The organism is Winogradskyella algicola, from assembly GCF_005869935.1.
GTDB classification, from domain to species: domain Bacteria; phylum Bacteroidota; class Bacteroidia; order Flavobacteriales; family Flavobacteriaceae; genus Winogradskyella; species Winogradskyella algicola.
Window position 1 is genome coordinate 317,840 of record NZ_SZQF01000001.1, and the last position, 21,137, is coordinate 338,976.

Consider the following 21,137-nt stretch of genomic DNA (forward strand, 5'->3'; position numbering starts at 1 on the left):
AAGAAACTAAATTTTTCTGATGTTAATAACTAAACCTGCTCAAACTTTTTTCACTTTTAAAAATTTTTAACTTTGTTTTACTATGCAGCTAGAAACTTACATCAGTGATCTTTTATACCGATACGATTGTATTACAGTGCCTCAACTAGGTGCTTTTTTAACTAATCGTGTTTCGGCAAGAATACATAACTCTACACATACATTTTATCCACCAAAGAAGGTATTGTCGTTTAACGAACAATTACAAAATAATGATGGATTACTAGCTAATTACATTGCTGAAGTAGAAAAAGTACCTTATGCTACTGCTAATGACAAGATTTCTAAGCAAGTAAAAGCCATAAAATCTTACCTTATTGAAGGGGAAACTATTCAATTTGAAAACATTGGAGAGCTTGTTTTAAACACTGAAGGTAAAATAGTATTTAATCCTTCTAGCCATATCAATTACTTAACAGATTCTTTTGGTTTATCTCACTTTACATCTCCTGATATAAAACGTGAAGTATACAAAGAAGAGGTTGAGGCTATTGAAGAAACTGCCCCTATTGTATTTACACCAGAAAAGCACTCTAACAATAACTGGTTAAAATATGCTGCTGCAGCTGTTATAGTTTTAGGATTAAGCGGTTTTGGTGCTTTTAAGTATTACAACAATACCATTGAAAATCATAATCAGTTAGCCCAAGAAGAAGCTAATGCTCAACTAGATGCTAAAGTACAAGAAGCCACTTTTGTTATTAGTAATCCGTTGCCTGCTGCTACACTATCTCTAGAAAAGCAAACTGGCAATTACCATATTGTTGCAGGTGCATTTAGAGTTGAATCAAATTCTGATAAAAAGGTAAATCAACTCAGAGAAAACGGTTATAAAGCCAGAAAAATAGGTAAAAATCGTTATGGTCTTCACGAAGTAGTTTATGCTAGTTTTGAGACTAGACTTGAGGCCCAAAGAGCACTCTATAAAATCCGTCGCGAGCATAACAAAGATGCATGGTTACTGATTAAGAAATTAGATTAACCTTTTCTTATCCTTTTATTTACTTAAATCAGCATATCTTTGCACAAATTTTAAAAATTTATGCAACCAAGAACCGCATTTCAGTCTAAAACTGTTGTAACCGACCTTGTCCTACCTAGCGAGACCAATCCTATAAATAATCTCTTTGGCGGTGAATTATTAGCACGAATGGATAGAGCTGCTAGTATTGCAGCAAGACGCCATTCTAGACGAATTGTCGTAACCGCATCGGTAAATCACGTTGCATTTAATAGATCTGTACCACTAGGTAGTGTCGTTACTATTGAGGCAAAAGTATCTCGAGCCTTTACCTCTTCAATGGAGGTCTATATGGATGTTTGGATAGAAGATCGTGAATCTGGAGAATGTGTTAAAGCCAATGAAGCCATTTACACATTTGTTGCTGTTGATGAAACAGGTAGACCTGTAAAAATCCCTGAGCTTATCCCAGAAACTGAACTAGAAAAAGAGCGTTATGATGCTGCCCTAAGACGAAAACAATTAAGTCTTGTTTTGGCTGGCAAAATGAAACCGGCTGATGCTACTGAATTAAAGGCACTTTTTGAGTAGTAGATTCTGAATCAAGTTCAGAATGACAAATTTTTTTGAAACGAAAAATTGCTATGCTGAATTTATTTCAGCATCTTCGTTTTAATTCAATTAAACCTTTTCTAAAACCAATAGTCTTATCATTAACCAAATGTATTAATGATGAAATATTTAGTTTACACCTTAATTTTAGTATTTGCTTTAAATCTTAACTCTTGCGCAAGACGTGTAGTTGTAGCACAACCAGCGTCAGTAACTGTAGTTAAGAAATTACCAAGACAATATAAAGTGGTTAGAGTAAAAGGAAAACGCTATTACTTCTTTAACGGAAAACACTACAGAAAAACCAGAAATGGATATGTTGTTGTTAAAATTTAATTTTTAGCCAACCAATACTCTGGATTTAGTTTTTGGTTATTCTTATAAATTCTAAATCCTAAAAGTGTTTCACCAGAGGTTTTATTTGTAAATGCCTCACCAATAGCTTGTCCTGTTTTAATTTTATCACCTTTCTTTACGTAGATTTTTGAAAGATTGGTGTAAATAGTTAGATAATTACCATGTCTTATCATTATTGCTGGATTTCCTCTTTTAATGACAAGTATTTCAGAAACTTCACCATTAAAAACTGCTTTAACAGTTGCATTCGTCGTTGTTTCTATCTTAATTCCTGGGTTATTGACCTCAACTGAACTGTCTGTTAACGATCTTCCCTTACCATATTTTGCCTTAATCACACCTCTTTCAACTGGCCAACCTAACCTTCCTTTATTAGCTTCAAAGCTTTCACCTACAATTTTGTCTGCTGGTGTTAAAATAAACTTTCCTGTTGAGGTTTTCTTTCCAGCTTTTTTATTTGATGCGGCAATAGCTTCGCGAATCAATCGATTTATTTCTTTATCTAATCGGTCTGCCTCTTGCTGTTTTTGTTTTATTTGAGAGGCAAACTTTGTCATGTCTGCCTTTATAATTGCCATTAACTTTTCGCGCTCTTCTAATTCTTTTTCAAGTTCTCGTTTAGCAATTCTATTTTCCTGAATTAATTTGTCTTTATCGGCTTTTTGCTTAGATAATTCTAAGTTTAGGTCTTGTAACTCTTTTGTTTTCTTTTTTATCAGTTCACCTTGTTCTTTTTGATAATTGGCATATTGTCTAATGTACTGCAAGCGTTTGTAAGCTTGTTTAAAATTATTTGAAGACAATAAAAACATCACTTTACTCTGCTCTGACTTACTTTTGTAAGACTTTACAATCATTGCTGCATAATCATCTTTTAACTCCTGTAATTGTGCTCTAAGGCTTGTTATTTCTTGCTGATTGGTATTTATCTCTCTCGTAAGTAAGTTAGCCTGTTCGTTAGTGATTCTTATAAGATTTTGTCTGCGTTGTACCTTATAGTTAAGGTCCTCTATTAATGAAATTTCAGATTTCTCTTCTTTCTTTTTACCAGCATAAAACGCCTTAAACTGTTTTATCTCTTTTAGTATTTGCTGACGTTGCGCTTCAAGCTTTTGCTGTTTATCACTTTGTGCAATTAATATGCTAGACGAAAATAACATCACTAATACAAATGCAAAACAAATGAAAGTTTTCATTTTTTTAAAATTAAGAGATTTCTCGTCGTTCATGCTTCACTCTGTCGAAATGACATTTAATTTACTTAATAACTATTTCTTTATATCCTGCTGGTATTTTAAAAGGAAATCTAACATCTTCATTCAATGTTAACGATTTAAATTCCATTGTAATGGCAACTTCATCAGAATCTTCGACAGCAATAATTCTAATATCTTTTGGTAAAATTTGGTTTTTCACCTCTTGATATGTAGTATAATCAACCTGAAGAATGCGTTTTTTTAATTGCTGAAACAATTGTAAACTATCCATTTTAAAATGTGATGGATTAATTAAATAAAATAACTCCAATAGTGCACTTTGATCTTTGGGTTGCAACGCATATGAGTTTTCGTTTACAGAGACCTTGTGTGGTTCTTCCTTTAAATCAAATATAGCCTGACCTAATAATATATTCTGCACTTTGTTGAAATCTAAATCCACTCCTACAAAATCACTCAACAATTTATAATCTCCATCAAAGTATTCGTTATCAAGTTTGTTGTAAAATCTAACTTTTTCTGGTGTAATCATCATACGTGCTAAACCAAGCTTAGCGCTTAACCATATCACTTTATCTTTTTCTATTCTAAGGTTAAACGTTGAACCATTCTCTTTTTGGTTTTGAGTAATATCAATTTTTACCTTGCCTTGGAGTGTCTTAAAATCTGCATCGCTTTTTAGATGCTGTTTTATCACTTGCTTAGCCGAAAGCTTATCACTTGCTTCACCTGAAGCCACAATGCTTTTGGTGGATTTACAGTTTGTAACAAATAACAGCATTGCTAAGGCAAATACGATTTTGAATGTATGATGTATTTTGTCGTTTAGTTTTTTCATTCTCTAATGAGATTCCCACTTTCGTGGAAATTTTATTGTTGTGCTTTTATGTCTCTTGCTTTTTTAGCAAACGCTTCAGACTTACTTATATTATTAAGGCCTTTGTGAGCTATGCTTAATTCTGTATAAAAATCGGACTCCATTTTAGGGTTTTCAATTAAATAATCTAATCCTATTTCTAAGTTGTCTATTGCGTTTTTAAAATTGCCTTGTTTATTGTTTGCTACTGCATTTACTAAATATAAAATAGGTTGTGCAGGATACAAATCCAATGCTTCTTTGCTACCCTTAATCACTGCATTATAATCTTGAAGATCTATTTGTAACAACAACACATCTTTTATGAGCTTAAAATCATTTGGGTCTTGTTTAAGCGCTTCTTTAAAGTTTTCTAATGCTTTTGCCTTATCGCCTGACTTTAAATAATACTGCCCTAAGTCACTGTGTGTTTGCGCATCTTTATTATCATCTATCAAGGCTGTAATCTCGACTAAATCTGACTCATATTCTGGGTTATTAGCTACAAAACCAACAAAATCCTTCAGAACTTTTGCCTTAGCATCTGCATTAATTTCTGGACTGGTTAGAGCTATTTTTACAGAGTTTATAGCATCTTCTACTTTACCGTCTTGTAAATAGAATTTATACAATGCCAAATGCACAAACTTTGAATCTGGCTTTATATTTAAGAGATTCTGTGCAGCCTTGTAGGCCTTCTTTCTATCACCAGATTGACTGTATCTGTAAATGAGTTTAAGGTGGTTTTCCTCATTGTTTGGATTGTTGGCTACGCGTTGCTCCAGATTTTCAATTCGGTCGTCTGCATTGCCTGTAATGCTATAAATCTCGTTACGCATTGCATCTCTGGCTTCGCTAACACCTAATTCTTCATCTAATTCATCTAAAAGATTAAGTGCTTGCTTATAACGTTTTTCTCGTATGTACAATGTTGCTAAATCTTCTTTGTAATCTGGATGATATTTTACCAATTGCTTTATAGTTTTAATAGCATTATCTATATCATCTTGCTGAAAATACACGTCGTACAACTCATCTAAAAACCACGCGTTGTCTGGTTGCATACTAATAGCCTTTTTAAGGTTGTCTTCAGCAGCGCCAAAGTTTTTGAGTTTGTTGTAGTTTTTACCAAGCTCAAAATAAATGACAGGCTTTTTAGAATCTAGATTAAGGCATTTATGAAGTGCTTCAACAGCTCTCTCATAATTCTCGATGCCCTTTTGTTTTAAGGCTTCAAAAAAATACTCTTGAAATTCGTCTTCAACATTGCCTAAATCGTCATCTGGTCGTTTATTAAAATCAACTTGAGCCATAGCAAAGCTTGGTACTAAAAATAGTACTAGTAGAAGTTTTGTTATGTGTTGTTTTAATTTCATATTTAGATTCTACGATTTGGCTTCGACAAGCTCAGCCTGACAACTGCTTGATTTCAAAAGTTGTTCCAAACTTGTTTGAATAAGGTTTTTTGCTCAAAATCGGCTATGTTTTTTCGCCGTAACCGAAAGATAGCTAATTGCAATTAATTCCGATTAGGAATTTAGCCGTAATTAGCTATACAAATTGTTGTTGCACATTTTTTTATTCAGCTGGATACATTCTCATATTTTCCATTTCAAATGTTGGTGGATAAACAATTTCAAAGTTTATTGATTGAAAATCATCATAGCTCACGTCAAAACGTTTAAGAATTAGGTAATTACTCCTTATTTCATTCCACTCATTATTTTCTATAGTTTCTTTAGTTAAAAAGAAAAAGGATAAAGTATCATTTAATGCTTCATCAAAAATTTTATCTTGTGTTCGAAATCCACCTAATCTAAAAGTAGACATAGGTAAGATTTTGTTTGTAGTATTTTCAGTACTCAATGTAGTGTCAGGATATTTATAGTCGATAGTAAAATATAATTCAGAATCTGATTCGTTACGTACATTAAACTTATAGGTTTGCTCGACTAATTCCTCACAGCTAAATAATGTAATCAGAATAAAAATCAGAATGAATTTTTTCATTTATAGTACAGTTTTTCATAAATATGCTACAACTAGTGATATATAGACTCCTGCATCACTTCGACTTCGCTCAGTGACCTACACGGGAAGACTATTCCAACACAGTGTAATCTCCAATACTAATTTTGGTAAACTCTCCATTATACTTTACGTGGTTACCAATCATAGCTTCGTCTAAATTAGCATTTTTAATAGTCGTCTGATTCTGTATTAAGCTATTTTTAACGGTTGAATTTTCGATAATGCAATCTTTACCTATAGAAACGTTAGGGCCAACCGTAGCGTTCTTTAAAACTGTTCCTTTGGCGATGAAACAAGGTTCAATCACTTTTGAATTCTCTAAAACGACAGAATCGTCAACTAATTGCTCTTCGCCATCTGCTTTTAAGAAACCTAGCATCTTGGTATTGGTTTCTAGCGTTACGTTTTTGTTGCCACAATCCATCCACTCATCAACTGTACCTGTTTTGAAGATTTTACCATCTGCCATCATGCGCTTTATACCATCGTTAATTTGGTATTCGCCACCATTCATAACGTTTTCATCTAAAACCTCTTGAAGTTTCGCTTTTAAAACTGCGACATCTTTAAAGTAATAGATTCCGATTACAGCCTGATCACTTACAAAGGTTTCTGGTTTTTCTACAAGCTCAACAATCTCTTGTTTGTCGTTCAACTTTACCACACCATAAGCTTCAGGATTATCCACTTGTTTAGTCCAAATCACACTGTCTGCACTTGGGTCTAAATCAAACTCTGCTCTAATCAAGGTATCTGCATAAGCAATAACCGCAGGACCAGAAAGTGATGGTTTAGCACTCATAATAGCGTGACCTGTTCCTAACGGTTGATCTTGTCTGTAGATAGATGCTTTTGCCCCTAAATCTTCAGCCAACTCCGTTAAACTCTCAACAACATCATCTCCAAAAAATGCTGGGTCACCAAGAACAAAAGCGACTTCTTCTATAGGTTGTTTTAATACTTTTGCTATATCTTTTACCAAACGATGCACGATGGGTTGACCTGCTACCGGAATTAATGGTTTTGGAACTGTTAAACTATGTGGTCTAAGACGTGAACCTCGACCTGCCATTGGTACTATTATTTTCATTTTATGAGTTTATTCGTTGATTTGTTTAGTCGTTTATTTGGTGCCAGTACTTCCGAAACCACCTTCTCCTCTATCGGTTTCAGAAAGTTCTTCGACTTCTATCCATTCTGCACGTTCGTGCTTTGCAATTACTAATTGTGCTATTCGCTCTCCGTTTTGGATGGTAAATTCTTCATTAGAAAGATTTACTAAAATCACTCCTATTTCACCTCTATAATCTGCATCTACTGTTCCTGGTGCATTGAGTACTGTGATTCCTTTTTTTGCTGCTAAACCGCTTCTTGGTCTTACTTGAGCTTCATAACCAATTGGCAATTCTATAAATAAGCCTGTGCCTACTATTGTCCGTTCAAGTGGTTTAAGAATTCTATCTTCAGTGAGGTTGGCTCTTAAGTCCATACCTGCGGAGGCTATAGTTTCGTAATGCGGTAAATCGTGAATGGATTTATTTATGATTTTAATTGTCATCTTCTTTTTAGTAATTGTTTAAGTTCTTCTCTTTCTAATAAAGCAATACCTGCAATAAAAATAAGCATTAAAGCAACGTTGAAAAAATAGTTGCCTCTTAGATATTTATAAGACACATAAGATAGCGCTATTGAAAATCCTATATAACCTAAAATTCTTGAAATTTGATAAGGTACTTTATAGTGTTTTTGCCCTAATACATAAGACATCATCATCATTATTGCATAGGCTACAAGCGTAGTCCAGGCTGCTGCTATAAAACCATGTTTTGGTAATAAAATAACGTTAAGCACAATGGTAATAACAGCTCCTACAATTGAAAAATACATTCCAAAACGTGTTTTGTCAGTGAGCTTATACCAAATTGCCAGATTAAAATAGATGCCTAAAAACAAATTAGCAAGTAATACAATTGGTACAATTTCTAAAGCAACCCAATATGCTTCGTCTCGCACAATCAACGCTTTAAAAACATCTATAAATCCAACGATGAATAACAGCATTAATGCGCCACAAATAACGAAGTATTTCATGATTAGAGCATAGATGTTTTTGGCATTTTTCTCTTTTGCATGATTAAAGAAGAAAGGCTCTGCTCCTAGCCTAAAGGCTTGAATAAAAATGGTCATAAACACGGCTAGCTTATAACAGCCAGCATAAGCACCGTTAATGTCTTTACCCAACACATCTGGAATTAACCATTTATCAAAATTCTCGTTAATGACATAAGCAAGGCCTGCAATCATAATCGGTAAGCCATAATTAAGCATTTTTTTGAATATCGCTTTGTCAAAAACCCATTTCGTTTTCAAAAAATAAGGTAACAACAATACTATTGTAACAGCACTTGCAGCAAGGTTTGCAATGAAAATATATTTTACTAAATCTGTTTTATCGTATCCTGAAAACTCAATATTGAACTTTGGAATTCCCCAAAGAAAAAAGAAGTTAAGAACTACATACGTAAAGATATTACTTAGCTTAATAAATGTGAATTTAATTGGTTTTCCTGTTGCTCTTAAATAGGCAAATGGTGCTACCACTAAGGTATCTAAAACCAATACCCCTATTAGATAGTTAAAATAGTCTAAGCGCAGATTTACAAATTCTGCCAAGGTTTGACTAAAAATCATCACAACGACAAACACAAACAATGTAGAAACCAACAGACTTATTAAAGTAGTAGAATATACTTTGTTTTGGTCCTTCTGTTTGCTGAAAAACCTAAAGAATGCCGTTTCCATACCATATGTAAGCAATACATTAAAAAATGCAGCGTACACATAAAAATAGGTGTTGTCAGAATAGCTGGCAGTATCTAATGTGTCTGTGTGTAGCGGTACAAGTACAAAATTCATGAGCCTAGGCAACACCGTTGCTAAACCGTAAATTATGGTGTCTTTAAAAAAGGATTTGAGTACGCTCAATTGCTTAATAATGAAATCGCTTCAAAAATATTAAATATAAATGGGTCTTTGGATACTTAAATAAAAAAGCCTCACTAAAAAGTAAGGCTTTGCTTCTGTTTGTAATATTTTAATTCTCTTCTAACTCTTCATCTAGAGTTGCCATACTATTTGAAGCACTCCTTGAGTAAATAGATGGTGGACCATTTTCGTAGTAAGTACCTGCTACCTCGTTAATTTGGATCACTTTGTGATATTTTAGCTTACCACTTTCTGTATAACTTATAACACACTCATCATCTTTGAGGTCAAAAGGGTAGTTTGCAGGTTTTTCAGGTTTCTGAAATGTATAGTGTCGAGAAGGGTTTTTTAATACCGAAGTGTATTTATTTCCATTTTTAACAAGCTTTCCTTTTAAGTTTCTAAAATAAACTTCGTTTAAAACTACATTATCATTAACGTTAGAAACAGGAACAAAAACATTGATTCCTGTACCTCCAACTTTGATTCCTGCATACCATTCCTGAAATACTACAGACTTCACTGTAAAAGGTGTTTGTTGTTCAAAATTGGTTGTAGCTACCTTAGGACTAGCACATTGAAATAAAGAAGACAATGTACAAGTAAAAATAATGGCACATACTGCCTTTTTTAGATTCTTCATTATAAGTAGGTTAAGATTTGGAAAGACAATATATATGAAAATAATTTATTTTATCGTTGATTTCGACATATAATCGATTAAATACAATTTTATGTAAGACAAATACTAAAAAAACCCAACCATTAAGGTTGGGCTTAAATCTATTTGTATAAGTTAGCTGCTAATTGTTCAATGCCTCTGCACTACTTTATCATTTGGCTTTCGCCTAATTATTCAATGCCTCTGCACCACCAACAATTTCTAAAATTTCGTTAGTAATAGCAGCTTGTCTTGCTTTGTTATAAGTTAATTTTAACTGATCTCTAAGCTCTGTTGCATTGTCTGTTGCTTTGTGCATTGCTGTCATACGCGCACCATGCTCTGAAGCAAAAGAGTCTCTAATAGCCTTGAACAACTGTGTTTTTAATGACTTTGGAATCAATGTTTCAACTATTTCTTGCTTAGAAGGCTCAAAAATATAATCTAAATTAACATTGGCATCACTCTCTACAGGAACAATTGGTAAATACTGTTCGGTCATTACAATTTGGGTTGCTGCATTTTTAAAGCTGTTGTACACTAATTCTACCTTATCAAAATCGCCTTCAGTGAATTTATTCATTATCATTTCAGCAATTTCAGCAACATTATCAAAAGTTAAATCATCAAAAACTTCGCTTTTGTTTGCAATGATATTCCCTTGTTTACCAAAAGCATCATTAACTTTTTTACCTATCGCAAGAATAGAAACATCTTTACCAGCATAAGTCTCAGACAATAATACATTAACTTGCTTAATAATGTTAGAGTTAAATGCGCCTGCTAGACCTCTGTTTGAAGAAATAGCTACTACAAGTACTTTGTTTATAGCTCTTTGCTCAGCAAATTTACTTCCGCTATCTGCATCTAATGTTGCACTTAAGCTTTGAAGTAGTTCTGTTAACTTATTAGAGTAAGGACGCATTGCAGTAATAGCATCTTGAGCTTTCTTCAATTTAGCAGCAGATACCATTTTCATAGCACTAGTAATCTGCATCGTTGAAGATACCGAAGATATTCTATTACGTATTTCTTTTAAGTTTGCCATAATTAGTAATTAGTATTGAGTATTCAGTAGTGAGTGCTATAACATCTCACTACTCAATACTAAAATCTATTTATTATGCTTTAAATTTCGCAGAAAGGTCTTTAGCTACTTTAGTTAAAGTATCAATAACCTCATCTGTTAATTTACCAGCCTTTAATGTGTCTAAAGTATCTCTATGCTTAGCATTTAAGTACTCTATATAATCTCTTTCAAATTCTTTCACCTTCTCTACAGGAACATCTCTTAATAAGTTCTTAGAACCTGCGTAAATAATTGCTACCTGATCTTCTACAGTAAATGGATCGTTTTGGGCTTGCTTTAAGATCTCTACGTTACGCTTACCTTTTTCAATAACGTTAAGTGTAGCAGCATCAAGGTCAGAACCAAACTTAGCAAACGCTTCTAATTCACGGAACTGTGCTTGGTCTAATTTTAATGTACCTGCTACTTTTTTCATAGATTTAATCTGGGCAGAACCACCAACACGTGATACAGAAATACCTACGTTAATTGCAGGACGCACACCAGAGTTAAATAAATCACTTTCTAAGAATATCTGACCATCTGTAATAGAAATTACGTTTGTTGGAATATATGCAGATACGTCACCAGCTTGTGTTTCTATAATTGGTAATGCCGTTAAAGAACCACCACCTTTTACGATTGGCTTTAATGACTCTGGTAAGTCATTCATGTTTTTAGCGATTTCGTCATCTGCAATCACTTTTGCAGCACGCTCTAATAATCTAGAGTGTAAGTAGAAAACGTCACCTGGATACGCCTCACGTCCTGGTGGACGACGTAATAATAATGACACCTCACGATACGCAACGGCTTGCTTAGATAAATCATCATAAACAATTAAAGCAGGACGACCAGTATCTCTAAAGTACTCACCAATTGCAGCACCTGCGAAAGGAGCATATACTTGCATTGGTGCAGGATCTGATGCGTTTGCCGCTACAATAACTGTATAAGCTAAAGCACCTTTATCTTCTAATGTTTTTGCAATGTTTGCTACTGTTGAAGCTTTTTGACCTACAGCAACATATACACAGAATACAGGCTCACCTGCATCATAAAATTCTTTTTGATTTAAGATGGTATCGATACAAACCGTAGTCTTACCTGTTTGACGGTCACCAATAACCAACTCACGTTGTCCTCTACCTACAGGAATCATAGCATCGATAGATTTGATACCTGTTTGCATTGGCTCATCTACTGGTTGACGGAAGATAACACCAGGTGCTTTACGCTCTAATGGCATTTCGTATAAATCACCACCTATTGGTCCTTTACCGTCTATTGGGTTACCAAGTGTATCAACAACTCTACCAACCATTTCTTCACCTACTTTAATAGATGCGATACGATTAGTACGTTTTACTGTTGCACCTTCTTTAATCTCTTTTGAAGGCCCTAACAATACGATACCAACGTTATCTTCTTCAAGGTTAAGTACGATACCTTCTAAGCCACCTTCGAATTCTACTAATTCTCCGTATTGTGCATTAGAAAGTCCATAAGCACGTACAATACCATCACCAACAGTTAATACTGTTCCTACTTCGTTTAATGAAGCACCTGCTTCAAAACCTGAAAGTTGTTGTTTTAAGATTGCTGATATTTCAGCTGGTTTTACTTCTGCCATTTTATTATGTTTTGCCGTAGCGTCGCTTCGAGAACCTCAGCGACCAGCTATTTTAATTTAATGTAAATTCTCTTTTTAAATTATTTAGTTTGTTAGCAATACTTGCATCATATTGCAAATCGCCAACTCTTAGGATAAAACCTCCTAAAATCGATTCATCAACCGTGTTTTCTATTTCGGTAGTTTTGCCTGTAAGCTCTTTTACTTTAGCTAACACTTTTTCTTCTAATTCCTTAGTTAATGGTGTTGCTGAAGTTACCTTAGCTATTTGTGTGTCCCTTAACTGATCGTATAATTGTGTATATTTATTAGCAACATCTCCTAATAATGCCACACGCTTATTTGCAATTAAAGTATCTATTAAGTTTGTTGTAGCAGCATTAGCATTTTTAAACACTGAAGTTAATACTGCTTTTTTGTCTGCAGATCTGACAATAGGATTTACCAAAACTGCATTTAACTCACTGCTTTCTGCAATAGCATTTGCAATTTGCTTCATATCAGTATTAACAGCTTCAGCCACCTTATTGTCGGTAGCTAAACTTAGTACTGCTTTTGCATAACGTATTGCTGCTCTAGACTCTGCCATCTATAATTAGTTTAAAGTGGTTTCACCTAACATATCTTCAACAAGCTTTAATTGCTTGTCTTTGTTAGATAGCTCTTCGCGTACTACTTTTTCAGCAATTTCGATAGATAAACCAGCTACATGACTTTTTAACTCTGCCATAGCAGCTTTCTTTTCAGTCTCAATTGCAGCTTGCGCTTGCTCTATCATTTTGCCAGCTTTTTCTTGCGCTTCGTTAGTAGCATCAGAAATGATTTTATCTTTCATCTCTCTTGCTTCCTTTAAAAGTGCTTCTCTTTCAATACGCGCTTCTTTTAATAAACGCTCGTTATCTGCGTTTAGGTTTTCCATTTCTTTTTTAGCATTCTCAGCAGCATCTAATGCACTTTTAATACCCTCTTCTCTATCATTTAAAGAGTTAAGAATTGGCTTCCACGCAAACTTCACCATTAAAAAGATTAATAGTAAAAACAGTATGGTTTGTACTATAAATAATCCTGGTGAAAAATCGTTTAATAATTGCTCCATTATATATTTACTTTGATTTTTTTAATTTTTTGTAAAACACGTTCCTGCAACCAACCGTTGCAGGAATTCGTGTTTATTAGTTTACATTTTCGATTCTTATTTTCCTAAGAATAAAGCACCGAATGCTAAACCTTCTAATAATGCAGCGATAATAATCATCGCAGTCTGGATCTTACCAGTAGCTTCTGGTTGACGCGCAATACCTTCCATTGCACTTCCACCAATTTTACCTAATCCGATACCAGCACCGATTACAATTAAACCTGCACCTACTAAATTTGGAACTGTCATAGCCAAATAATTTAAATTAATTAAACAAATCTATTAGTGATGATCGTGCTCTTCAACAGCCATACCTATAAATAATGCTGAAAGCATTGTAAAGATATAAGCCTGTAAGAACGCAACCAAAACTTCTATTAACGTGATAAAAAATGATAACACAAGTGACAACCCTGTTGCACCTACTGTACCTAATTCATTCTTTAATGTGAACATAATCGCAATTAAACTCATTACTACAATGTGACCTGCTGAAATGTTTGCAAACAAACGCACAAGTAGTGAAAATGGTTTAATTAAGAAATGACCAGCCAATTCTATTACTGCCAATACTGGTTTTACAAAAATTGGCACTCCTGGCATCCATAATACGTGTTGCCAGTAATCTTTTTTAGCACTAAATGTGTATATGATTAAGGTTAATACCGCTAAAGCTGCAGTAACGGCTAACTGACCTGTTACGTTAAAACCAAATGGCATTAAACCTACTAAATTCATTATCCAAATAAAGAAGAATACCGTTAATAAGTAACCTGTAAATCTTCTGTAGTGTTTGTCTCCAATGTTTGGTCTTGCGATTTCATCACGCACATAAACCACAAGTGGCTCTAATACTCTGCCGAAACCAGTTGGAATACTTTTGTTCTTATATTGCTTGGCTAGTCTAGAGAACCATAGCAACATTAAAAGACCAATTATTAAAATACCAAATACACTCTTTGTAATAGAAAAGTCTAAAACTTTGTAAGCGTTTGTTGGATGATGGTGATCGTCAAAATTAACGGTAGTTGCACCTTCTTCTAATTCGTAAATCTTACTGTGAATCTTAACAAACCTAGAGTCGTTTTTCTCTACGATAACATGACCAGAATCATCATGGTGAAATTCAGAAGACATAAATGTTGTTAAACCATTTTCTCCCCAAACAATTACAGGAAGTGGAAAACCAACGTGTTTTCTTTCACCATCGCTAGTGTATGAAAACAAATGAAAATCGTGAGAATCTTTTAAGTGATGAAGGATGTAATCTTTAACCTCTTGCTCAGTATCTACAATTCCTCCGTCTTGCGATTTTACAGGATCACTAGCATAACCAAAAAAAGCTGTTAACGCTAATACAATCAGTAAGTAAGATTTGATAGGTTTATTTGCTATCTTCATTTTTTTCTTTTGAAAAATATTACTCTAGATAAATTCGGCGCAAAAGTACATAATTTATTAACAATTAAACCAATTTTATTGAGATAAATTAGAAAGAAGTTTTGTTTAGGATTTTTGCTACAAAAAACACCTCGATAAATAAAAAGATTGACATAGGAATAATTAGCGCAATTCGTTGAGCATTAGTAAGGTCTACGGTAAAAACAGACTTGTAGAAAATAACCGTAAAAACTGTGATTTTAAAAATTATAGTGCCAAGATAAATAAAGCCTAATTGCTCTTTTATTTTGTTAATAACGCTCCCTACTTTAAATAAAAAACAGATAACCAAAGAAAAAAGTACAAAGAACAGATATACTTTTTTTAATGAAAAGGGGAGGGAAATATTCTTCTGTTCAATAAAATTATTGTGAAGCAAATACGTTGACACTCCTACAATAGTAAAAATCAGAATGTAAGTAATTAGATTTTTAACCATTACTCTTTAGAAACTTTTATAACCTGAGCAATAACCATATACATTGATGCAAAAACTGCTAACAAAGTTATACTTGGTTCAAATTTATCTGAGTTGTATTTAGAGTCTAACCACATACCTAAGAAATTGCCTGCATAAATGGTAAGTCCCATTTGCAATGCAACACCTGTAAATCTTAAAAATTTATTGTACTTACCCTTGCTGTCTTTGGGCTGTTTGTTCTGGCTGTTTTGGTTTTGCTGGTTCATTAGGTAATGCTTTTACAGTGCCTTTCATGCTACAAGTAGCATTAAAGGTTGCTCCGGGTTCAACTGCTAATTTACTTGTATGTACCTCACCCTCAATGTGTGCAGTAGACTTTAAAGACAATGTGCCAGATAAGATTAATTTACCTGAAAATTTACCTTCAAAATCTGCATTCTCTCCTTGTAATGTACCTTTAATAAAACCCGATTTGCCAATCACTACTTTGCCAGAAGTCTTTACGTTGCCTTCAACAGTACCATCGATTCTAAATGGTCCTTGACTAGCTATATCACCAACTATTTTGGTGCCTTGCGCTATAATGTTTTGTTGTGTACTTGTTTCCATACTCGTTGCGTATTTAGATTTTTTGTTGTCTGAGGAAAACATCGTTGATTTGGTTTTAATTTACTCTAGTTTCAGGTATGCATTTAAGTTTTTATGACGTTGAATAATAGCATAGTTAGGTGACGAAATAGCAAAGTACTCTTTTGTAATTTTAGGTTTTACAGGTCTGCCTCTACTATCTTTTTCGTCTGATTGTAATAATTGAGCAAAACCGCTTGCTCCTTGTATACTTGTAAGACCATGCACTACAACAAATGTTGTGCTTTCATCATATACATCAATTGATGTTGTTAGGTCAAAATATTTAATCTTTTTTTCAATCTCTTCATTGAGTGTTTTTACAAAAGCATCGATATCCTCTCCTGAGCCATTTTCAAATTGATACACGACATTGAAATGCGAAGCCTTATCATCTTCAATAAATTCTTTTTTAGCCAATACTGGAATGGCATTATTAAGCAGTTCTTGTGCTTTTTTGCCTTCGTCTGTATTAGGATAAGTCAGTGCAATGTAGTCTATACCCTTTTTATAATCTTCGAAACCATAAAGGCGTCCTCTGGCAGAGGCTTTTAGAATTTCAAATTTTGGCAGGAAGTCATCTCCTTCTAAACGCTTAATTTGTTTTTCCGCTTCCTCAATAACCTCAGCATATTCTTGTTTTTCAAATTGTTTGTAAAGATTTGTATAGATAGCTTCGGGACTATTCTCATCTTTAGCTAATTCAGATTCTGGGTTTAGTAAGATTTCTGCGTAGCGAGAATCTGGATAATTAGCTACTATGTCTGACTTCATGGCTTCTGCCTTTCTAGATAAGCCTAGCTCTGTGTATATTTTATATAAATTGTATTTAGAAGGTAAAATGAGGCGTTCTTCTGGTGAGTTTTCTAGTAAGTCTTCAAATCGAGATTTGGACAGAGAAAGCTCTTTGAACTTCTCTCTATATATGATACCTAATTGATAATATGCAAAGTTTCTCTCTTTTGCTATACTATCAATGACCTTCTGCTCTTTTGGTAAAGACGCTATATACGCTTCAGGATTATACTGATCTTCCTTACCAGTTACTGAAGCTATAGTTTCTGTTTTTTCTGAATTTTTGATTCCCGATTTTTGGCTGGATAATCGCCAATTGTCTTGAAGCTTTCGGTCTCCCCAAATCTTTAAAAACTCGTTCTTTCCGTAAGCAACAGTTGTAGAATTGTAGAAGTAAAAACTACTTGCTTCGTCTCCACCTTTAGAAGTAAATTCTCCTGGTAACCCTCTAGGGCTTAAGTTAGGCCTTGCATTTTTGCTTTTTGCGGCATTTAAAGCCATGTTTTGTCTAGATTCTTGTTGTCTAGATTCCTCTTCTTTACGCTGCTCTTCTTTAAGTGCTTTTTGCCTTAATTCTTCGGCATACTTATTGTAAATGGCTAATTGTTCTTCTTTTGGCAAACTCACCATACGAAGAATACTATCGTTAACCTGAGCGACACCTTCGTAGTAAATAACATCATCTAAATTTTCGCGCTTACGTTTTAAAATTCTGTAAGGCTTGGTGTTTGGTGTCATTGCTGTTAGTGTACTGTCGTAGTAAGCTCCTGCTGTTTTATACACGTTCTTATCAAAATACATATTACCAATGGTCTCAAAATTGAGCGCTCTTAGAAATTTGTCTGATGTAATTTTACGCAACGATTTGTTATAGTAAGCTTCTGCTAAGCTGTCTGAAGCTTTATTTCTATGAAACTCAGCAATTCGGTGATAAATCTTGTCTAAAAATGGTCTGTTTTCTCGGTTTTCTTCTAACTCTGTTAAATACTCCAAGAATTCTACTTCATCACCTTCGGTTGTATCGAAATTATAAGATTTTTCAAGATGTGCGTTAATGTAAAATGCTCTAGGAATTTGCCTATGCATATCAATAATAGCATCAAATTCCATATTGGCACTGTCTTTTTCTTTGAATTCATTATACAATTGCCCTCTTATAAAATGAAACCGTGCTTTTTCACTTTTAACTTTAGTATTTTCTGCAGCAATACCCAGCAACGGTATAGCACTATCCTTTGCTTTTATATTAATATAGGCTTGTGCTAAGGTCGCGGTTGCATCTGCTAAATCTTGACCTTCAATCTCTTCTTCGTCGAGAAGGCGCTTAAGTTTTTTTATGGCACCTTCATTATTGTCTAAACGCATGTTAGATTTTTCGCGCCAAATTTTTACCTGATTAATCTTGTCGCTTGTGGGATATTTGTTTAAAATATTGTTGAATGCTGCAAGCGCAGGCACAAAACGCTGATCGTAATAACGTGCTTTACCTAGTAATAAGTAGGCTTCATCAATTTGAGGGTTTTTCTCTTTGCCATCAATATTCATTCCGTGTTTTTGTATGGCTTTTATGGCCTTTTCTTCGGCACGTTCAAAATCTGCATTTTTAGATTGTCCTGGCAAGAAAACATCTTCGCTTACTTGCATGCGCTCTACTGGCAGTAATTCCCAAAAATTTTCTGTAAAGGCATCATTGACAGCTAGTTTTCCTCTTTCTAAAGCTATGTTTCCGTTATACAGAATGTTGTATTCGGTACCTAAGGCATGAAAATTTCTGTTGATGAAAGTATCTTTTTTTCGAGAACAATTTTGAACAATAATCGCTACCAAAAAAAGATATAATATGTGCTTTATTTTGAATTTCAACGTTGATTCTATTTAATTAATAGATAACTAAACTTTAGCGCTTTTAGTGTGCTAAGTGGTAAAAATAAGCATCTTTTTGAATTTACGGTGTTATTAAGCTGTTTTTCGAGAAAAGACAAAGCCTAGCTAAACAAAAAAGCCTGTGGATTTTTAAATCTTCACAAGCTTTTTAAAATTGATTGATTGCGTAAATTATTCCTCTTCTTGAGTAGCCATACTGCCAGAAAAATGAGCTTCTAATTCCTTTAAGGTGGTAGGGTTAGTTTCTAAATCTTTTACAACATTCCCTTTTTCCAGGACAACAATGCGTTCGCAAACATCTGTAACGTGCATTAAATCGTGACTAGATACCAAAATAGTAACACCTTGTTTTTGGGCCAAATCTTTAAGAATTTGCTTTAAGCGAATTTGCGTTGTTGGATCTAAATTCGCAAACGGCTCGTCTAAGATAATAACCTCAGGATTACCAATAAGTGCTGCAACAATACCTGCTTTCTTTTGGTTTCCTTTACTCAAATCGCGCAAGTATTTTTTCTTCCCAAGGATTTCTCCGTTAAAGAAATCTTCAAACTGAGACGTTAAGGCATCTATATCAGCTTTGTTTTGTCCTCTTAGATCTCCTATAAAGTAAAAATATTCCTCTGGTGTTAGGTAACCAATTAAAAAGCTTTCATCTATAAATGCAGATGTAAAAGGTTTCCAATCTTCGCTTTGGTCTACTACAACTTCGTTACTGGTAATACGTCCTGTTGTTGGTTTTATTAAATCTAATAACAAACTAAAGTAGGTTGTTTTACCAGCTCCATTATTGCCCACCAAACCAAAACTTTGGCCCTTTGGTATGGTTAACTCGTCTATATTTAAAACTGTGGTTCCGTTGTAAGCTTTTGAAAGGTCTTTTGTATGTATCATGGTTGTGTTGTGTAATTAGTTATCTTGACTAAATGCGTCAATCATTTTGTATTTTGAATCTAAGTAGCGTTGCGTAATAGATTTCATGAGTTTTTTGTGGAGTACTATGCCTGCAACTCCAATTACAATGAGAATTGCAACTCCAGCTTCAAAACCAATAAAGATATTACCTATTGTAAAAAGTACTAGAGGAATTAGCATAATCGGCAACCCAATGATCCATTGCACAGCTCCAGTGCCTTGGTAATTAAAAGCTGCACGTTGATTAAGGTCTATCTTTTTTCTATTGAAAGAGCCTCCGTACAACATTACATGCGAGTTAACACCAATATTGTAAACAGCAGCTGCAAAATGCATTACTAGTATTTTCCAACCAAAGTAAACATAGGGAATTCCTAAGACAAACATAATAACCACACTCAGTATCATTAACACAAATTTTGAACGTAAGTACTGTTCATATTTAATGTTCTGACTCATTAGCATTTTATAATAGCCACTGTCCCAAGCTGGAATAAACTGCCCAAAACTGATTAGGAAAATACCTGTTGAAAAAATGCCTACAAACGACGCTGCATACAACGAGTCTCTATAAATTGGTTGCGTGTAAAAAAACAAACCATATAACAAACCAATAAGCATAAGAAATGCTGAAGATTTGGTGCGCTTATTTCTCCAAATTAGTTTTAGGTCTAACTGCATAAAAGGGGCAATGTCTCCAAAGCGATTAGTCCAAGATAAATCCGCCGCTTTCACTTCTGTAACCTTGGATTTTAATCCACTATCTAAGAATAGTTTTTCTTTTAATATTTTAAAATTGAAAGCATACGCTATCGCTAATAATACTATTGGAATTAGGATTAAAACTGAATTGTTGGAAATACCCATAAAAGCATCACCTACCAAAGACGTCATTGATACAATACCGAAATACTCTAAACCATATAGTACACCAACTGTTGCCAATAATGGTAAAAATGGTAGATCGGTTTTTGAAGATAAAGCTTCAATAATAAAGTTTAGGAAATTAATAATGAGTACTACAATTATTAAAGTAAACATCCAAGGCAGTATCTGAGCGGTTTCGTAACCTTCCCTAATAAGCATTATACTAAATGGAATTATAGCAAATAATGGTAAAAAGTTAAAAAAGGACAAAGCAGATTTACCCAATACAAAATGCACAATGGTAGAGCGTTTTATTGGTAACGTAAGTAATGGCTTAACGCTCATTACTGGTAACTTTTGTAAAAAGAAACGCATCATTAAATCTACTATAAGCCAATAAAACAAAAAGCTGTTGGCAATTACAAATGGATCTTGATCTGGATAAGCTTTCTTTAAAATAAAAAGTAAGCCAAAGCCTAAACCTAAAAACATAACAATAAAGTAAAGTGCAAAAAAGACCAGAAGAATATTTAATGCCAAACTCTTTTGCCAATATGATGAACGGAAATACTGCTTCCACTCTAAATTAAGAAAGTGCTTTATCATAAGCTATTGGTTAGTTGTTTATGTGT

At 34.0% G+C, this 21,137-nt stretch carries 23 protein-coding genes; 3 read left to right on the forward strand and 20 right to left on the reverse strand.

The window, feature by feature from the left end; translation table 11 throughout:
- The first annotated feature begins 82 nt into the window (after positions 1 to 82).
- The 3 genes from FC091_RS01270 (at position 83) to FC091_RS01280 (ending at position 1,948) form a co-directional block, all read left to right on the forward strand.
- Positions 83 to 1,021: an HU domain-containing protein gene (locus FC091_RS01270; RefSeq protein WP_138432470.1), complete on the forward strand. Its 939-nt coding sequence runs from the start codon at positions 83 to 85 to the stop codon at positions 1,019 to 1,021.
- Between the two features lie 60 nt (positions 1,022 to 1,081).
- On the forward strand, positions 1,082 to 1,591 hold the full coding sequence (locus FC091_RS01275) for an acyl-CoA thioesterase (protein WP_138432471.1): 510 nt from the start codon (positions 1,082 to 1,084) through the stop codon (positions 1,589 to 1,591).
- Positions 1,592 to 1,732: 141 nt separating this feature from the next.
- Entirely contained in the window at positions 1,733 to 1,948 is a 216-nt protein-coding gene (locus FC091_RS01280) for a DUF6515 family protein (protein WP_246035778.1), read from the forward strand.
- On the opposite strand, the gene FC091_RS01285 is transcribed toward FC091_RS01280, so the two are convergent.
- The 20 genes from FC091_RS01285 to FC091_RS01380 all read right to left on the reverse strand — a co-directional run bounded on the left by FC091_RS01285 (position 1,945) and on the right by FC091_RS01380 (position 21,111).
- Entirely contained in the window at positions 1,945 to 3,165 is a 1,221-nt protein-coding gene (locus tag FC091_RS01285) for a murein hydrolase activator EnvC family protein (RefSeq protein WP_138432473.1), read from the reverse strand. The genes FC091_RS01280 and FC091_RS01285 overlap by 4 nt on opposite strands.
- Positions 3,166 to 3,226: 61 nt before the next feature.
- Positions 3,227 to 4,024 (reverse strand): DUF4292 domain-containing protein, encoded by a 798-nt coding sequence (locus FC091_RS01290; RefSeq protein ID WP_138432474.1) that lies wholly within the window; start codon positions 4,022 to 4,024, stop codon positions 3,227 to 3,229.
- A 32-nt stretch (positions 4,025 to 4,056) separates the two neighbouring features.
- A complete protein-coding gene (locus FC091_RS01295; RefSeq protein ID WP_138432475.1) occupies positions 4,057 to 5,418 on the reverse strand; it encodes a tetratricopeptide repeat protein in 1,362 nt (453 codons plus the stop codon).
- A gap of 202 nt (positions 5,419 to 5,620) precedes the next feature.
- Positions 5,621 to 6,052, reverse strand: a complete 432-nt coding sequence (locus FC091_RS01300; RefSeq protein ID WP_138432476.1) for a hypothetical protein — start codon at positions 6,050 to 6,052, stop codon at positions 5,621 to 5,623.
- A 91-nt stretch (positions 6,053 to 6,143) separates the two neighbouring features.
- On the reverse strand, positions 6,144 to 7,163 hold the full coding sequence (locus tag FC091_RS01305; RefSeq protein ID WP_138432477.1) for a sugar phosphate nucleotidyltransferase: 1,020 nt from the start codon (positions 7,161 to 7,163) through the stop codon (positions 6,144 to 6,146).
- Positions 7,164 to 7,196: 33 nt separating this feature from the next.
- Positions 7,197 to 7,631: a dUTP diphosphatase gene (dut, locus tag FC091_RS01310; protein WP_138432478.1), complete on the reverse strand. Its 435-nt coding sequence runs from the start codon at positions 7,629 to 7,631 to the stop codon at positions 7,197 to 7,199.
- The gene (locus tag FC091_RS01315) at positions 7,628 to 9,058 is read right to left on the reverse strand and encodes an oligosaccharide flippase family protein (protein ID WP_138432479.1); all 1,431 of its coding nucleotides are present in this window, start codon (positions 9,056 to 9,058) and stop codon (positions 7,628 to 7,630) included. Before FC091_RS01315 ends, dut begins: the two co-directional genes overlap by 4 nt.
- 109 nt (positions 9,059 to 9,167) lie before the next feature.
- Positions 9,168 to 9,701 (reverse strand): hypothetical protein, encoded by a 534-nt coding sequence (locus tag FC091_RS01320; RefSeq protein WP_138432480.1) that lies wholly within the window; start codon positions 9,699 to 9,701, stop codon positions 9,168 to 9,170.
- Between the two features lie 205 nt (positions 9,702 to 9,906).
- Positions 9,907 to 10,767 (reverse strand): ATP synthase F1 subunit gamma, encoded by an 861-nt coding sequence (atpG, locus tag FC091_RS01325; protein WP_138432481.1) that lies wholly within the window; start codon positions 10,765 to 10,767, stop codon positions 9,907 to 9,909.
- Between the two features lie 73 nt (positions 10,768 to 10,840).
- Positions 10,841 to 12,421: a F0F1 ATP synthase subunit alpha gene (atpA, locus tag FC091_RS01330; RefSeq protein WP_138432482.1), complete on the reverse strand. Its 1,581-nt coding sequence runs from the start codon at positions 12,419 to 12,421 to the stop codon at positions 10,841 to 10,843.
- A 52-nt stretch (positions 12,422 to 12,473) separates the two neighbouring features.
- A complete protein-coding gene (gene atpH / locus FC091_RS01335; RefSeq protein WP_138432483.1) occupies positions 12,474 to 13,010 on the reverse strand; it encodes an ATP synthase F1 subunit delta in 537 nt (178 codons plus the stop codon).
- A 6-nt stretch (positions 13,011 to 13,016) separates the two neighbouring features.
- Positions 13,017 to 13,517 (reverse strand): F0F1 ATP synthase subunit B, encoded by a 501-nt coding sequence (locus FC091_RS01340; protein ID WP_138432484.1) that lies wholly within the window; start codon positions 13,515 to 13,517, stop codon positions 13,017 to 13,019.
- Between the two features lie 96 nt (positions 13,518 to 13,613).
- Positions 13,614 to 13,808 carry an ATP synthase F0 subunit C gene (atpE, locus tag FC091_RS01345; RefSeq protein ID WP_014032715.1) on the reverse strand — a complete coding sequence of 65 codons (195 nt, stop codon included), beginning with the start codon at positions 13,806 to 13,808 and terminating at the stop codon, positions 13,614 to 13,616.
- Positions 13,809 to 13,841: 33 nt separating this feature from the next.
- Complete coding sequence (gene atpB / locus FC091_RS01350) at positions 13,842 to 14,960, reverse strand: F0F1 ATP synthase subunit A (RefSeq protein ID WP_138432485.1); 1,119 nt, start codon at positions 14,958 to 14,960, stop codon at positions 13,842 to 13,844.
- An 88-nt stretch (positions 14,961 to 15,048) separates the two neighbouring features.
- Positions 15,049 to 15,438, reverse strand: coding sequence for a DUF6168 family protein (locus FC091_RS15320; RefSeq protein ID WP_138432486.1), 390 nt, complete (start codon positions 15,436 to 15,438; stop codon positions 15,049 to 15,051).
- Positions 15,438 to 15,686: an AtpZ/AtpI family protein gene (locus tag FC091_RS01360; RefSeq protein ID WP_138432487.1), complete on the reverse strand. Its 249-nt coding sequence runs from the start codon at positions 15,684 to 15,686 to the stop codon at positions 15,438 to 15,440. Before FC091_RS01360 ends, FC091_RS15320 begins: the two co-directional genes overlap by 1 nt.
- The gene (locus tag FC091_RS01365) at positions 15,631 to 16,071 is read right to left on the reverse strand and encodes a bactofilin family protein (RefSeq protein ID WP_138432488.1); all 441 of its coding nucleotides are present in this window, start codon (positions 16,069 to 16,071) and stop codon (positions 15,631 to 15,633) included. Before FC091_RS01365 ends, FC091_RS01360 begins: the two co-directional genes overlap by 56 nt.
- 18 nt (positions 16,072 to 16,089) lie before the next feature.
- Entirely contained in the window at positions 16,090 to 18,705 is a 2,616-nt protein-coding gene (gene porW / locus FC091_RS01370; RefSeq protein ID WP_138432489.1) for a type IX secretion system periplasmic lipoprotein PorW/SprE, read from the reverse strand.
- Between the two features lie 192 nt (positions 18,706 to 18,897).
- A complete protein-coding gene (locus tag FC091_RS01375) occupies positions 18,898 to 19,617 on the reverse strand; it encodes an ABC transporter ATP-binding protein (RefSeq protein ID WP_138432490.1) in 720 nt (239 codons plus the stop codon).
- Between the two features lie 15 nt (positions 19,618 to 19,632).
- On the reverse strand, positions 19,633 to 21,111 hold the full coding sequence (locus tag FC091_RS01380) for a DUF5687 family protein (RefSeq protein WP_138432491.1): 1,479 nt from the start codon (positions 21,109 to 21,111) through the stop codon (positions 19,633 to 19,635).
- Positions 21,112 to 21,137: the final 26 nt, after the last annotated feature.

Bases quoted from the DNA above. Each gene is read 5' to 3' on its own strand.
- FC091_RS01270 (WP_138432470.1), top strand. From the start codon at position 83: ATGCAGCTAGAAACTTACATCAGTGATCTTTTATACCGATACGATTGT.
- atpH (WP_138432483.1), bottom strand. From the start codon at position 13,010: ATGGCAGAGTCTAGAGCAGCAATACGTTATGCAAAAGCAGTACTAAGT.
- atpA (WP_138432482.1), bottom strand. From the start codon at position 12,421: ATGGCAGAAGTAAAACCAGCTGAAATATCAGCAATCTTAAAACAACAA.
- FC091_RS01280 (WP_246035778.1), top strand. From the start codon at position 1,733: ATGAAATATTTAGTTTACACCTTAATTTTAGTATTTGCTTTAAATCTT.
- FC091_RS15320 (WP_138432486.1), bottom strand. From the start codon at position 15,438: ATGGTTAAAAATCTAATTACTTACATTCTGATTTTTACTATTGTAGGA.
- dut (WP_138432478.1), bottom strand. From the start codon at position 7,631: ATGACAATTAAAATCATAAATAAATCCATTCACGATTTACCGCATTAC.
- FC091_RS01290 (WP_138432474.1), bottom strand. From the start codon at position 4,024: ATGAAAAAACTAAACGACAAAATACATCATACATTCAAAATCGTATTT.
- atpE (WP_014032715.1), bottom strand. From the start codon at position 13,808: ATGACAGTTCCAAATTTAGTAGGTGCAGGTTTAATTGTAATCGGTGCT.
- FC091_RS01340 (WP_138432484.1), bottom strand. From the start codon at position 13,517: ATGGAGCAATTATTAAACGATTTTTCACCAGGATTATTTATAGTACAA.
- atpG (WP_138432481.1), bottom strand. From the start codon at position 10,767: ATGGCAAACTTAAAAGAAATACGTAATAGAATATCTTCGGTATCTTCA.
- FC091_RS01275 (WP_138432471.1), top strand. From the start codon at position 1,082: ATGCAACCAAGAACCGCATTTCAGTCTAAAACTGTTGTAACCGACCTT.
- atpB (WP_138432485.1), bottom strand. From the start codon at position 14,960: ATGAAGATAGCAAATAAACCTATCAAATCTTACTTACTGATTGTATTA.
- FC091_RS01300 (WP_138432476.1), bottom strand. From the start codon at position 6,052: ATGAAAAAATTCATTCTGATTTTTATTCTGATTACATTATTTAGCTGT.
- FC091_RS01375 (WP_138432490.1), bottom strand. From the start codon at position 19,617: ATGATACATACAAAAGACCTTTCAAAAGCTTACAACGGAACCACAGTT.
- FC091_RS01285 (WP_138432473.1), bottom strand. From the start codon at position 3,165: ATGAAAACTTTCATTTGTTTTGCATTTGTATTAGTGATGTTATTTTCG.
- FC091_RS01360 (WP_138432487.1), bottom strand. From the start codon at position 15,686: ATGAACCAGCAAAACCAAAACAGCCAGAACAAACAGCCCAAAGACAGC.
- FC091_RS01295 (WP_138432475.1), bottom strand. From the start codon at position 5,418: ATGAAATTAAAACAACACATAACAAAACTTCTACTAGTACTATTTTTA.
- FC091_RS01305 (WP_138432477.1), bottom strand. From the start codon at position 7,163: ATGAAAATAATAGTACCAATGGCAGGTCGAGGTTCACGTCTTAGACCA.
- FC091_RS01320 (WP_138432480.1), bottom strand. From the start codon at position 9,701: ATGAAGAATCTAAAAAAGGCAGTATGTGCCATTATTTTTACTTGTACA.
- FC091_RS01365 (WP_138432488.1), bottom strand. From the start codon at position 16,071: ATGTTTTCCTCAGACAACAAAAAATCTAAATACGCAACGAGTATGGAA.
- FC091_RS01380 (WP_138432491.1), bottom strand. From the start codon at position 21,111: ATGATAAAGCACTTTCTTAATTTAGAGTGGAAGCAGTATTTCCGTTCA.